This is a genomic window from Pseudomonas sp. A125 (assembly GCF_055409485.1).
Map to the genome: position 1 here is coordinate 123,151 of NZ_JBUZVP010000008.1, position 12,341 is coordinate 135,491.

A 12,341-nucleotide genomic window follows, 5' to 3' on the forward strand; every position below is an offset into this window, starting at 1 on the left:
CGAGCGGGTTTACATGGGCATGAACCGACCGGGCGGCCGCCGGGTGCGCGACCGTTCGTCCGGCGGGGTTGTCTGGCCTTAAGATATATCTTAAGTTGTATCTAAACCAAACAAGAGCACCCTGAAATGAGAGACCATCATTCCCACCGAGACCACGGTGACAGCCGCGACGGCTTCGAAAAACGCACTGGCCGCGAGCGCGGCGGCCGCGGCCCAAGGGTCTTCGCGCCGGGCGACCTGAAGCTGCTGCTGCCGGCGCTGATCGCCGAACAGCCCTGCCATGGTTATGACCTGATCCGCCAGATCGAAGCGCTGTTCGATGGCGCCTACAGCCCAAGCCCCGGCGTGATCTACCCCACGCTGACCTTTCTGGAAGAAAGCGAATTGATCACCGGCGACGCCGAGGGTGGAAAAAAACGCTACACAATTACCGACGCCGGTCGTCTCTTCTTAAGCGAACAGGCGGTTGCCCTCGAAGGCATCCGCCTGCGCATGGATGTGAGCAAACGTTCGCTGCGCGGCCAGGACCGCCCACCGCAAATCCACGAGGCCGTGCATAACCTGCGCCACGCCTTGCACTCGCACCACGGGCGCTGGAGCCCGGAAGAAATCGTTCGTGTCGCGGCGCTGCTCAACAGCACCGCCCAAGCCATTGCCGACGGGAAAGCTCAATGAATACCCAAGCCATTCACCGCGTGACCCACGAAATCAAACGCCGCCGCCTCGAAGTGCTGCGCGTGGTCGACATCACCCCGCGCATGCGCCGCATCACCCTGGGCGGGCCGGAGCTGGCGGGCTTTATCAGCCTGGGCAGTGACGATCACATCAAGCTGTTGTTCGCGCAGAACGCCGCCGAGCAAGCGGCGCTGGACAGCCCCGACTTCAACCTGCGCGGCGAAGGCCCGCAACCTGCGATGCGCGACTACACCCCGCGCCGGTACGACCTGGACATCGGCGAGTTGGACATCGACTTCGTGCTGCACGGCGATGGCCCTGCCTCCACCTGGGCCGCGCAAGCCAAGGTCGGCCAGCACCTGCACATCGGCGGGCCACGTGGCTCGATGATCGTGCCGGATATCTTCGACAGCTACCTGTTGATTGGTGACGAAACCGCGATTCCGGCCATCGCCCGGCGCCTGGACGAACTGCCGGCGGGGCGTAAGGTGTTGGCGGTGATCGAGATCGAAAATGCGGCAGAACAACAGCCACTGCACAGCGCTGCCGACGTTGAAGTGACGTGGGTGGTACGGGGCCAGGATGACCTGCTCGAGACGGTGCAGAACCTGACGCTGCCGGGCGGTTCGCTGTACAGCTTTGTCGCCACCGAGAGCAAACTGTCGCGCCAGGTGCGGCGGGTGTTGCTGGACACACACAAGGTCGATGAGGCACTCCTCAAGGCCGTGGGTTACTGGCAACAGTGATCCCCGTAGGAGCGAGCTTGCTCGCGAAGAACCTGAGAGCGCCGCGTTAAACCAGACACACTGCGTTATCGTTAACGTTCTTCGCGAGCAAGCTTGCTCCTACAGATTTTATCCAGTCCCACCACCATCAAAGCAACCAGCACAAACCCCGCCAGAATCCCCCCGGCATTGATAAACACCTGTGGATAACCCAACGTGGCAACGTCAATGAACGGGTATTGATACAGCCCCCACACATACCCGCGCAACAACGCATACGCGAAGTACACCAGCGGGTAAATCACCCACAGCCCAATGTGCGTGAAGCGCAAGCGGCCCTTGGGCACGCACCACCACCAATAGGCGACAAACACCAACGGCATCACATCGTGCAGCAACTCGTCCGCCACAAACTGAACGCCCGCAGGCGCCCACATATGCCGTAGCAACAGGCTGTAAGCGAGGCTGACCACGACAATGCTCACGGCGATCCCGCTGCTGACCACCGGCCCCAGGAAAAACCGGCCCGCCGCAGATGGCCGTTGCACCCACGCATGGGTCAACACCACCGCCACCAGGGTGTTGGTGAGCACGGTAAAGAAGCTGAAAAAATTCACCAGGCCCGGCAACAGGCTGGCGCCATCGACCCAGCGAAAATAGAAGATGATGTACTGCTGCAGCGCCAGGCCAACCCAACCGCCAAGGGCTGCCAGGCCGATAAGGTGACGTTTCACCTCAGTTATCGACCGGCCGCTTGGTGCGCATTAACTTCACGTACAAGCCCTCGACCTTCTCCCGCGCCCACGGCGTCTTGCGCAGGAACGACAGGCTCGACTTGATGCTCGGGTCACTGGAAAAACAGCGCACATTGATGCGCTCGGCCAGGCCTTCCCATTGGTAATGCGCCACCAGCGCGGTGAGAACCTGTTCCAGGGTGACGCCGTGCAGTGGGTCTTTGTTTGTCGCGGTCATGCCGGGCCTTTTGCAAAAAGAAGAAACCAAGCCGCGCACCTTAGCGGACGGGCCGGGCCGGTGGAAGCACCGCTTTAACTGTAGACGCATAAACCTGTAGGAGCCGGCTTGCCGGCGATAGCAGTCTTGAGCCATGCACGGCGCTCGGGAACGCCATCGCTGGCAAGCCTACTCCTACAGGGCTTTCGGGAAAGTTCCGCTTGGCAGGCAAAAAAGTGATGTTATATTGTAACGATAACTATTGAAGGGTATCGAATCCCTTACCGTTTTGAGCCTTCTCTTTTTTTGCCGTTTGCCAAGGAACGACCGATGTCCCTCTCTTCTCTGTGGCGCCTCACCCCGCTTGCCGCCGCCCTGTTGATCACCTCCCAGGCCAACGCCCTGGAGCTGCAACCCCAAGTCATCACCGGCAACCCGCTGGGCAGCGAAACCCTCGCCTCACCCACCACCGTGCTCGAAGGCGATGACCTGACCCTGCAACAAAAAGGCAGCCTGGGTGAAACCCTGAACAAGCAGCCCGGCGTGTCGTCGTCGTACTTCGGCCCCGGGGCCAGCCGGCCGATCATTCGTGGCCAGGACGGCGACCGCATTCGCATCCTGCGCAACGGCGTGGGCGCGCTGGATGCCTCGTCGCTGTCCTATGACCACGCCGTGCCGCTGGACCCGGTCAACGTCGACCGCATCGAAATCGTGCGCGGCCCGGCGGCCCTGCTGTATGGCGGCAGCGCCATCGGTGGTGTGGTGAATACCTTCGACAACCGCATCCCCACCGAAGCTATCGAAGGCATCCACGGTGCCGGTGAATTGCGCTACGGCGGCGCCGACACTACGCGCAGCAGCGCCGGCAAACTGGAAGCCGGCAACGGTACCTTCGCCTTGCACCTGGACGCCAGCGCTCGGGAATTCAACGACCTTAAAATCCCTGGGTTTGCCCGCAGCCGCCACGCGCCGGAAAGCGAAGACGGTGAAGGCAAGAACAGGCGCCTGGGCAACAGCAACGGGCGCCAGGACGGCGGTGCAGTCGGTGGCTCCTACACCTGGGACGACGGTTACGCGGGGCTGTCCTACAGCAACTACGACAGCAACTACGGCTCCCCGGCCGAGCAGGACGTACGCATCCGCATGAAGCAGGACCACTACGCCTTTGCGTCCGAGATCCGCAACCTGCAAGGCCCATTCACCTCGGTAAAATTCGACGCTGGGTATACCGATTACCAGCACATGGAAATCGAAGGCGGCGAGACCGGCACCACCTTCAAGAACAAGGGCTACGAAGCCCGGGTGGAAGCCCGGCACTTGCCGATCGGGCCCTTCAACGGCGTGGTGGGCGCGCAAGTCAGCCGCAATGAATTCTCGGCGCTGGGTGAAGAAGCCTTCGTCCCGCAGACCGACACCAATGCCGGCGCGCTGTTTATCCTCGAAGAAATGCAAGCCACCGAGCGCCTCAAGTTGAGCCTCGGCGGGCGCCTGGAACACACCAGCGTCGACCCGGACGGCAAGGGCAACGAGCGTTTTGCCAACGCCAACACGTCCGCCGATTTCACCGCCGGCAGCCTGTCGTCCGGCGCGGTGTATACCCTCACGCCGATCTGGTCGCTGGCCGCCACCCTTGGCTACACCGAGCGCGCCCCGACGTTCTACGAGCTGTATGCCAACGGCGCCCACGTCGCCACCGGCACCTATGAACTGGGCGATGCCAACCTGTCGAAGGAAAAGGCCGTGTCCAGCGACCTGGCGCTGCGCTTTGACAACGGCACCCACAAGGGCAGCTTCGGGGTGTTCTACAGCCACTTCTCCAACTACATCGGGCTGCTGGGCAGTGGTCGCACCTTGAATGACGAAGGTGAAGAAGACGCCGGCGGTATCCCTGAGTACAAATACTCCGGCGTACGGGCGCGATTCGCAGGCTTTGAAGCCCAGGATCACATCAAGCTGGGGGAAGGTGCCTACGGCAAGTTTGCGCTGGAGCTGTCGGGCGACTACACCCGCGCTACCAACCTGGACACGGGTGAGGCGCTGCCACGGATTGCGCCGCTGCGTTTGAACAGCGGTTTGTTGTGGGAACTGGACCGCTGGCAGGCGCGGATCGATGTCGAGCACGCAACGGGGCAAGGCCGGGTGCCGGATAACGAAAGCGGCACCGACGGCTACACCACCTTGGGAGCCAGCGCCGGCTACCGCTTCAATGTGGGCGGCAGCCAGTGGCTGGCATTTGTTAACGGTGAAAACCTGACGAACCAGACCGTGCGCTATGCGAGTTCGATCCTGCGGGACATCGCCCCGGCGCCGGGCCGGAGTGTGCAGGTCGGTCTGCGTACCACTTTTTAAAAGCTGATTGAAACCTCTGTGGCGAGGGAGCTTGCTCCCGCTGGGCTGCGCAGCGGCCCCAAAATAGTGGGAGCGCTACGCACTCCAGCGGGAGCAAGCTCCCTCGCCACAATAAGCACCTTTGCTACAGTCCCGGTGCTAACGCTTAACTAGTAACGTGCATCCACCGGCTTGCCACCCTTGGGCCAATCCTTCACCTTGTCCGGGAAATCCGGCCTTGGCTGTTGGGAGAAGTACGCCGCCACATCCACCGCCTCCTGATCCGACAACCCGCCCTGCCCCAACGGGAATTTCTCGTGGAAGCCAATCGGCATATTGCGCTTAACAAACGCTGCCGCCGTGTACAGCCGCGCCATCCCCGCCCCGATATTGAACGACTGCTCGCCCCACAATGGCGGGTACACCCGCTCGCCATCCGCACGCGTCAGGCCTTGGCCGTTGTCGCCATGGCACACCGCGCATTGTTTGGCGTAGACCTGCTTGCCATTTTCCATATCCGGTTTGATCGCCGGGTCGACCTTGCCCACCCCGCGCCCGGCGACTTTGTCTTCAGGCTGGGTGTTGTTTTTCATCCAGTCGAAGTACGCCACCATCGCCTGCATATCCGCCGACTCCGGTGGCAATGGCTTGCCGTTCATCGAGCGCCGGAAGCAGCCGTTGATCCGCTCTTCCAGGCTCACCACCTTGCCCGCACGCGGCGCATAGCTGGGGAAAAACGCCGAGACGCCCACAAACGGCGAACCCTGCCCCACGGTGCCTGCGTTGAGATGGCAACTGGTGCAGTTCAGCGAGTTGCCAACGTTATTGGGCAGCAGTTCCTTGGTTTGAAGGTGCAAGCGCATGCCGCGTACCACCTGCTCGGCATTCGGTGCGGCCAACAACTCCGCCAGGCGCGGGGTTTCAAACGCCGAAGAATCAGTGGTGACCGGGTTGAGTTGGCCGCGCATTTTCTTCACTTGGGCAGCTGTGATGGACGTACCTTCGTTGCCCCAACTGCTGCGCACAAAGCTGAGGATTTCAGCGATTTCCTGATCCGCCAGCCGGGCAAACCCGGGCATGGTGTAGACCCGTGGATGGGTCGCCGTCTCAGCGGTTTCCCAGCCGGTAAGGGTGATGTGCAGTAGTGAGGCCGGGTTGTTTGACGCAACGCCCGGGTTGCCCGCCAGCCGTGGGAACAAGCCTTTCACCCCGCCTCCGTCGCTGCGGTGGCAGTCACTGCAAAACTGCATGTAGCCCAGGCCCCCACGACTGGTGAACAGGTCCTTGGGCGGTGCGACGGGTTCGTGCGTCACGGTGGGCATTGGCAGGTCATCCTTGCCCGGTGGCAGGGATTTCAAATAGGTCGCGATGGCCGTCAGGTCACCTTCAGTGAAGTGCTGGGTGCTGTGGTGAATCACATCGGCCATGTTGCCCGAGACCGTGGCAAAGCGGTTCTGCCCGGTCTTGAGCAATTGCACGGTGTCATCCACCGTCCACAGGTTGCGCAGGCTCAAGGCGCGCCAATGTTCGACAGTCTCCCCGGCCAGGTAATGCTGGCCGCTGCGGCCCGCATCGCTCATGGCTTTTTCCTGGAACGCGATGCCCCGCGGGGTGTGGCATGAGCCGCAGTGCCCAAGCCCCTGGACCAGATAAGCGCCACGGTTGAGCACTTCATCCTTGCCTGGGTCGGGCGCGAACGGCTGCTTGTCGAGGAACGCGAAATTCCACAGCGCCAGGCCCCAGCGCTGGTTGAACGGGAAGCCCATCTCGGCTTCCAGGTTTGGTTTGTTCACCGCCTCCACGCCCTGCATCAAGTAGGCGAATAGCGCACGCATATCGTTTTCGCTCATCTTCGCGTACGACGGATATGGCATCGCCGGGTACAGGTTCTGCCCGGCTGGCGTCACGCCTTCACGCATCACCCGGTCGAACTGCTCGAAGGTGTACTGGCCGATGCCCGTGTCGCGGTCGGGGGTGATATTGCTCGAATAAATCGTGCCCATCGGCGTGTTCAGCTCCAGCCCGCCGGCCATTGGCGCGCCTTGCCTGGCCGTGTGGCAGGCGATGCAGTCGCCCAGTTGGGCAACGTATTTGCCCTGTTCGATCAGCGTGGGGTCGGCTTCGTTGGCGTGCAGGGGAAGGGACAGACACAGCATCACCCCCACAAGGCCCAGACGTGACAGGGGAAAAATCATCGCGCTATTCCTTTAATAACCAGGGCCTGGGGTGGTCCCCTCGGCGCAGGTCTGCAATCGTTTTTATTGGGTCATCAGGCAGATAACCGGGGCATGGTCAGCCCCAGCTTCGTTGTAGCGGATTTTTTGCGCGCAGCCCTTGATGTGGGTCAGGGCCGGGACGGATCACACACCTGTGGGAGCCGGGCTTGCCCGCGATGCAGACGACTCGGTACATCAGTAACACCGAGGTGATGCCATCGCAGGCAAGCCAGCTCCCACAGTTGATCTGCGGTGTTTCAGAGGATCAGGCGTGTTTCAGGTAGCGAGCGGCGTCGAGTTCGATCATCACCGGCTGGCGGGTGCCGGCCAGTTCCTGCAACAGAGTGTGCAGGGCCTGCGGGGTGTCGACTGCGTGGTGGGCGATATGGAAACTGCGGGCCATGGCGGCAAAGTCCGGGGTCATGATGTCGACGCCCAGCGGCGGTATTTCGCGGGCTTGCATGTAGTCGCGAATCTCGCCGTAGCACTGGTTGTTCCACAGCACCATGATCACACCCACATCGGCCTCGCGAGCAGCGATCAGTTCGGCGCAGGAGAACTGCATGCCGCCGTCGCCCACCAGCGCCACCACCGGGCGTTCGGGCTTGGCCAGCTTCGCACCGATGGCCGCCGGCAAACCGTAGCCGAGGGTACCGTAGCCGGTGCCGGCGTTGAACCAGCTGTTGGCCGCGGGCGCCTGGTAACCCACCGCGCCCTGGTACACCGGCTGGGTCGAATCGCCGACGATCAGCGGGTCCACCAGGCTGTCGCGCAGCAGGTCGAGCAAACCTTGCAGGCCCTGTTGCTTGGCGTTCCAGCTATCGCGCTCAATCCGGTTGACCCGCTGCACACTGCCCTGCGCCCAACTGCCGGACGCGGCTTGCGGCTTGACCTGTTCAAGCAGCGCCCGCAAGCCTTCGCCGGCATCGCCCACCAGGCCGACATGGGCTCGCTGCACACCCATGACTTGCATCGGGTCGATGTCCAGGCGAATCAGCGGTGCCTTGAATTTCAGCGGGCCGAGGCCGAAGAAGTCGTAGTCGGTTTCTCCCAGTTCGGTGCCCACCGCGAGGATCACATCAGCCTCGTCAAACAACGAGCGACCGTGGCGGGATGACTGCACGCCGTCCAGCAACAACGGGTGGTTCATCGGCAACAAGCCCCGGGCATTGGTGGTCAGCGCCACCGGCGCCTGCAGGCGCTCGGCCAGTTGCTGCAATACCTGGGCGCAGTCACGGGCACCGCCGCCGGCGAGGATCAACGGGCGACGTGCTTCGTTGAGCAACTGAAGGGCGGCGGCCAGCGAGGCAGGCGCCGGAGCTGGTGCGCCGGGCAGGCTACGGGGCATCAGGTTGAGGTCGACGGCGGGCATGTCCAGCACGTCCAGCGGGATTTCCAGGTGCACCGGCCGCGGGCGTGCACATTTGAACACTGCAAACGCGCGGGCGAGGATTTCCGGGAGTTGCGCGGGGGATTGCAGCGTGTGGCTGAAGGCGCACACCCCGGCGACCATCGCGCGCTGGTCCGGCAGTTCATGCAGGTGGCCGTGGCCCAGGCGCAAGTGTTCGCGGCGGTTGGTGGTGGAAATCACCAGCATCGGGATCGAGTCGGCGTAGGCCTGGCCCATGGCGGTGAGGATGTTGGTCATGCCGGGGCCGGTGATGATGAAACACACACCGGGCTTGCCGCTGGCGCGGGCGTAACCGTCGGCCATGAAGCCCGCGCCCTGCTCGTGGCGCGGGCTGATATGGCGCAGACGGCTGCCATGCAGGCCGCGGTAGAGTTCAACGGTGTGCACGCCGGGGATGCCAAAGACGGTGTCTACGCCATAACCCTCCAGCAGGCGCACCAGTGACTGGGCACAGGTGGTCATTGCTCACTCCTTTTTATTGTTCTGTGTCGATGTGCCGGACCATAGGGCGCACAAAGCGGGGGAACAATCGAAAAATTTCACCACCACTGCCGAAAAAAATTCACAGGTCATGCCATCAACTGAGTAAACCGCTGCCCAACTGCAACTTCACCCATTCCCCAAACGCCTGCACCACCGGCCGCTCCACCTTCTGCTGGTCTGCCACCAGGTAATACCCGCGATTGGACTCGATCTGCGTCTCGAACGGCCGCACCAGCCAGCCCTTGGCCAACGCCTCGCCGCTGATCAGGTTGTCGCCCATGGCGATCCCCTGGCTGGCAATGCACGCCGACTGCACAAAATGCGCATCGGCAAACACGATGCCGCGCTGCACATCTACATTCGGCGCCCCGGCGGCGGCCAGCCACACGCGCCAGTCGGAGTAGTCGATCATGTGCAACAGCGGCGCGCCCACCAGGTTTTCCGGGGTTTTGAGCCCGCCCATGGTGTTGACCAGGCGCGGGCTGCACACAGGGAAATAGCGCAGCGACACGATCTTCTGCACATGCTGGTTCGGCCAGTCGCCCATGCCGTAGGCCACGAACAGGTCGGCGTTCTGGTCGCTGGTGTCGTCCGGGGTGCGTGGCGAAATCAGGTGCAATTCCACCTGCGGGTACAGCGCCTGAAAATCCGCAATATGGGTACACAACCAATACGTCGCAAAACCCGCCGGGCTGCTGATGCACAGGCGCCCGTTGACCTGCTGGCCGTCAAAGCGCTGCCCGGCTTCGAGGATATTCGCCAGCAGCAGGTGGATGTCCCGGGCATAGCGCTCGCCCTGCCAGGTGATGCGAATGCTGCGCCCGGTGCGCTCAGTCAGGGCAAAACCGAGGGTTTGCTCCAGGCTCTTGATCTGGTGGCTGATGGCGCTGGGGGTCAGGTTCAGCTCAGTGGCGGCGTCCGACACGCTGCCCAGCCGAGCCACCGCGTCCAGCGCCCGCAAGGCGGTCATGGAGGGGTAACGCATAGGTCTTCACCGGCAGGTATTTTTGCGCACCATAGCCCTAATCCGGCGCCAGACATAGCTACAGCGCCGGGAAGTTTTCAGCAGGACAGTTGAATTAAATTTCAAGGTCGGGCGAAAAATCCTCGATTGACCTCAAAGGGCCAGTAGCTATGCTCGACCTCCATCACGGCGCCCCCGTGAGGCCGCTTACCTTACAAAAACAAGAGGGATAACCCTTGCACGCGCAGCCCAATTCCGTCACTCCGGTGGTCGCCATCGACGCTCTGCACAAGAGCTACGCCGCACATCACGTTCTCAAAGGCATTTCCCTGCGCGCCAACGAAGGCGAAGTGGTGTCGCTGATCGGCTCCAGCGGCTCGGGCAAAAGCACCCTGCTGCGCTGCATCAACCTGCTGGAGATCCCTTGCAGCGGCAGCCTGCGCATCAACGGCGAAGAAGTGCGGCTGAAAAAGGACCGCGCCGGCAACCCGGTGGTTGCCGACCCGAATCAGGTGGCGCGGCTGCGCACCCAACTGTCGATGGTGTTCCAGAGTTTCAACCTGTGGCCCCACCGCACCGTGCTGGAAAACGTCATCGAAGCGCCGGTGTACGTGCTCGGCGAAGACCGCAAGGACGCCATCGCTCACGGCGAACACTTGCTGGAAAAAGTCGGCCTGGCGGACAAGCGCGATGCATTCCCCGCCTTCCTCTCCGGCGGCCAGCAACAGCGCGTAGCCATCGCCCGCGCCCTGGCCATGCGCCCTCGCGTGCTGTTAATGGATGAGCCCACTTCGGCCCTCGACCCGGAGCTGGTGGGCGAAGTGCTCAAGGTCATCCAGGGCATCGCCGAAGAGGGCCGCACCATGATTCTGGTCACCCACGAAATGGCCTTTGCCCGTGACGTGTCGAGCAAGGTGATGTTCCTGCACCAGGGCTTGGTAGAAGAAGAAGGCACGCCACAAAAAGTCTTCCAGAATCCCGATAGCGAGCGCTGCCGCCAGTTCGTCATGGCCCAGGACAATCGCGTTTGATCGCTCCAACACTGCCCCCCAAAAACAACTCAAACAGGGTAATCCCATGCAAAAGCTGATCAAGACTCTCACCGCCGGCTGCCTGTTCGCACTTGCTGCCCACAGCGCCGTGGCCGCCGAAAAAATCGTCTTCGGTATCGCCCTGGAACCTTACCCGCCGTTCTCCGAGAAAGCCGGCAACGGTGCCTGGAGCGGTTTCGAGCCAGAACTGATCAAGGCCCTGTGCGAGCGCCTGCAAGCCCAGTGCCCGCTCAAGGAGGTGTCCTGGGACGGGCTGATCCCGGCGCTGACGTCCAAGCAGATCGACGTGATCCTCAACTCCATGAGCATCACCGAAGAGCGTGAAAAGGTCGTCGACTTCACCGCGCCCTACTACCAGACACCGGCGATGTGGGTCGCCGATGCCAGCCTGGACCTGGCCACCACGCCCGAAGGCCTGAAAGGCAAAGTCATCGGCGTACAAGGCTCGACCTCCAACGCCACCTACCTCAAGGCTTACTACGCCAAGGGCTCGACCCTGCGCTACTACACCACCCAGGACGACATGACCGCCGACCTGCAAAGCGGGCGCATCGACGTGATGCTGGCCGACGCGCTGACCATCGAGCCGCTGCTTAAATCCGCCGGCGGCAGCGGCCTGGCCGACAAGGGCCTGGCGCCGAAAGACCCGCTGTTCGGTTCCGGTATCGGCGCCGCCGTGCGCAAGGGTGACGACGCCCTCAAGCAGCAACTCAACGGTGCGCTGGCGGCGATGAAGGCCGACGGCACCTACGACAAGATCCGCAGCCGCTACTTCAGCGTCGACATCTCTGCGCAGTAACGCCCGGCGGAAAAAATCATGATTTCTTTGTCCGAACTTTCCCAGCTGTTCGTCGCCGACGGCTGGCTTCACGCCCTGCTCCAGGGCGCGGTGGTGACCCTACAGATTTCCGCCGGGGCCTTTGTGCTGGGCCTGGCCATCGGCTTGCTGGTGGCCATGATCAAACTCAAGGGCCCGCGCTGGCTGGTGCGCCTGGCCAATGCCTACACCACGCTGTACCGCGCGGTGCCGGAGTTACTGCTGATTCTGCTGCTGTACTACGCCGGTACCGACCTGCTGAACATCACCATGGCCGCCATGGGGCGCGACAGCATCACGGTCAACGGTTTTGCCGCCGCCGTGCTGGTGCTGGGGATCGTGCAGGGCGCGTATTCGGCGGAGATTATCCGCGGCGCGATCCAGGCGATTCCGGTGGGCCAGATTGAAGCGGCGCGGTCCTTCGGGATCGAGCGCTGGTTGCTGCTGCGCCGGGTGCTGCTGCCGAGCATGTTGCCGTTCGCCATGGCCGGCCTGTCGAACCTGTGGCTGGTGCTGGTCAAGGACAGCGCGCTGATCAGCATCGTCGGCTACAGCGAACTGCTCTCGGTGGGCAAGCAGGCTGCCGGCTCCACCAAGCATTACCTGGTGTTCTACCTGGCGGTGGCGGCGGTGTATTTCGTCATCACGCTGATTTCCAACGGCGCGTTCCGGGTGTTCGAGCGCCGGATCAACCGCTGGATGCCACAGCACTGAGGAGC

At 62.6% G+C, this 12,341-nt stretch carries 11 protein-coding genes; 6 read left to right on the forward strand and 5 right to left on the reverse strand.

The annotated features are described in order from the left end of the window. The first annotated feature begins 126 nt into the window (after positions 1–126). Positions 127–675 (forward strand): PadR family transcriptional regulator, encoded by a 549-nt coding sequence (locus ACZRN6_RS13165; protein ID WP_323570958.1) that lies wholly within the window; start codon positions 127–129, stop codon positions 673–675. Then, positions 672–1,421 (forward strand): siderophore-interacting protein, encoded by a 750-nt coding sequence (locus ACZRN6_RS13170; RefSeq protein ID WP_464008148.1) that lies wholly within the window; start codon positions 672–674, stop codon positions 1,419–1,421. Before ACZRN6_RS13165 ends, ACZRN6_RS13170 begins: the two co-directional genes overlap by 4 nt. Positions 1,422–1,492: 71 nt before the next feature. Here the strand turns inward: ACZRN6_RS13170 and ACZRN6_RS13175 are convergent, their stop codons facing one another. Together ACZRN6_RS13175 and ACZRN6_RS13180 are read right to left on the reverse strand one after the other, a co-directional pair. Beyond that, a complete protein-coding gene (locus ACZRN6_RS13175; RefSeq protein WP_322147254.1) occupies positions 1,493–2,134 on the reverse strand; it encodes a Pr6Pr family membrane protein in 642 nt (213 codons plus the stop codon). A gap of 1 nt (position 2,135) precedes the next feature. Next, positions 2,136–2,372, reverse strand: a complete 237-nt coding sequence (locus ACZRN6_RS13180; RefSeq protein ID WP_322147255.1) for a VF530 family protein — start codon at positions 2,370–2,372, stop codon at positions 2,136–2,138. A gap of 309 nt (positions 2,373–2,681) precedes the next feature. On the opposite strand from ACZRN6_RS13180, the gene ACZRN6_RS13185 reads away from it, so the two are divergent. Then, the gene (locus tag ACZRN6_RS13185; protein ID WP_322147256.1) at positions 2,682–4,700 is read left to right on the forward strand and encodes a TonB-dependent receptor; all 2,019 of its coding nucleotides are present in this window, start codon (positions 2,682–2,684) and stop codon (positions 4,698–4,700) included. Between the two features lie 149 nt (positions 4,701–4,849). Here ACZRN6_RS13185 and ACZRN6_RS13190 read toward each other — a convergent pair whose 3' ends face one another. The 3 genes from ACZRN6_RS13190 to ACZRN6_RS13200 all read right to left on the reverse strand — a co-directional run bounded on the left by ACZRN6_RS13190 (position 4,850) and on the right by ACZRN6_RS13200 (position 9,774). Next, complete coding sequence (locus ACZRN6_RS13190) at positions 4,850–6,874, reverse strand: c-type cytochrome (protein WP_464008149.1); 2,025 nt, start codon at positions 6,872–6,874, stop codon at positions 4,850–4,852. Between the two features lie 286 nt (positions 6,875–7,160). After that, on the reverse strand, positions 7,161–8,768 hold the full coding sequence (locus ACZRN6_RS13195; protein WP_322147260.1) for a 5-guanidino-2-oxopentanoate decarboxylase: 1,608 nt from the start codon (positions 8,766–8,768) through the stop codon (positions 7,161–7,163). Between the two features lie 115 nt (positions 8,769–8,883). Next, on the reverse strand, positions 8,884–9,774 hold the full coding sequence (locus ACZRN6_RS13200) for a LysR substrate-binding domain-containing protein (protein WP_464008150.1): 891 nt from the start codon (positions 9,772–9,774) through the stop codon (positions 8,884–8,886). Between the two features lie 215 nt (positions 9,775–9,989). On the opposite strand from ACZRN6_RS13200, the gene ACZRN6_RS13205 reads away from it, so the two are divergent. The 3 genes from ACZRN6_RS13205 to ACZRN6_RS13215 are packed head-to-tail and all read left to right on the forward strand — an operon-like array spanning position 9,990 to position 12,336. Continuing rightward, positions 9,990–10,784 carry an ABC transporter ATP-binding protein gene (locus ACZRN6_RS13205; protein WP_416152087.1) on the forward strand — a complete coding sequence of 265 codons (795 nt, stop codon included), beginning with the start codon at positions 9,990–9,992 and terminating at the stop codon, positions 10,782–10,784. A 46-nt stretch (positions 10,785–10,830) separates the two neighbouring features. Beyond that, positions 10,831–11,604, forward strand: coding sequence for a transporter substrate-binding domain-containing protein (locus ACZRN6_RS13210; protein ID WP_464008151.1), 774 nt, complete (start codon positions 10,831–10,833; stop codon positions 11,602–11,604). An 18-nt stretch (positions 11,605–11,622) separates the two neighbouring features. Further along, a complete protein-coding gene (locus ACZRN6_RS13215; RefSeq protein WP_464008152.1) occupies positions 11,623–12,336 on the forward strand; it encodes an ABC transporter permease in 714 nt (237 codons plus the stop codon). Positions 12,337–12,341: the final 5 nt, after the last annotated feature.

Bases quoted from the DNA above. Each gene is read 5' to 3' on its own strand.
- ACZRN6_RS13200 (WP_464008150.1), bottom strand. From the start codon at position 9,774: ATGCGTTACCCCTCCATGACCGCCTTGCGGGCGCTGGACGCGGTGGCT.
- ACZRN6_RS13165 (WP_323570958.1), top strand. From the start codon at position 127: ATGAGAGACCATCATTCCCACCGAGACCACGGTGACAGCCGCGACGGC.
- ACZRN6_RS13180 (WP_322147255.1), bottom strand. From the start codon at position 2,372: ATGACCGCGACAAACAAAGACCCACTGCACGGCGTCACCCTGGAACAG.
- ACZRN6_RS13210 (WP_464008151.1), top strand. From the start codon at position 10,831: ATGCAAAAGCTGATCAAGACTCTCACCGCCGGCTGCCTGTTCGCACTT.
- ACZRN6_RS13195 (WP_322147260.1), bottom strand. From the start codon at position 8,768: ATGACCACCTGTGCCCAGTCACTGGTGCGCCTGCTGGAGGGTTATGGC.
- ACZRN6_RS13185 (WP_322147256.1), top strand. From the start codon at position 2,682: ATGTCCCTCTCTTCTCTGTGGCGCCTCACCCCGCTTGCCGCCGCCCTG.
- ACZRN6_RS13215 (WP_464008152.1), top strand. From the start codon at position 11,623: ATGATTTCTTTGTCCGAACTTTCCCAGCTGTTCGTCGCCGACGGCTGG.
- ACZRN6_RS13170 (WP_464008148.1), top strand. From the start codon at position 672: ATGAATACCCAAGCCATTCACCGCGTGACCCACGAAATCAAACGCCGC.
- ACZRN6_RS13190 (WP_464008149.1), bottom strand. From the start codon at position 6,874: ATGATTTTTCCCCTGTCACGTCTGGGCCTTGTGGGGGTGATGCTGTGT.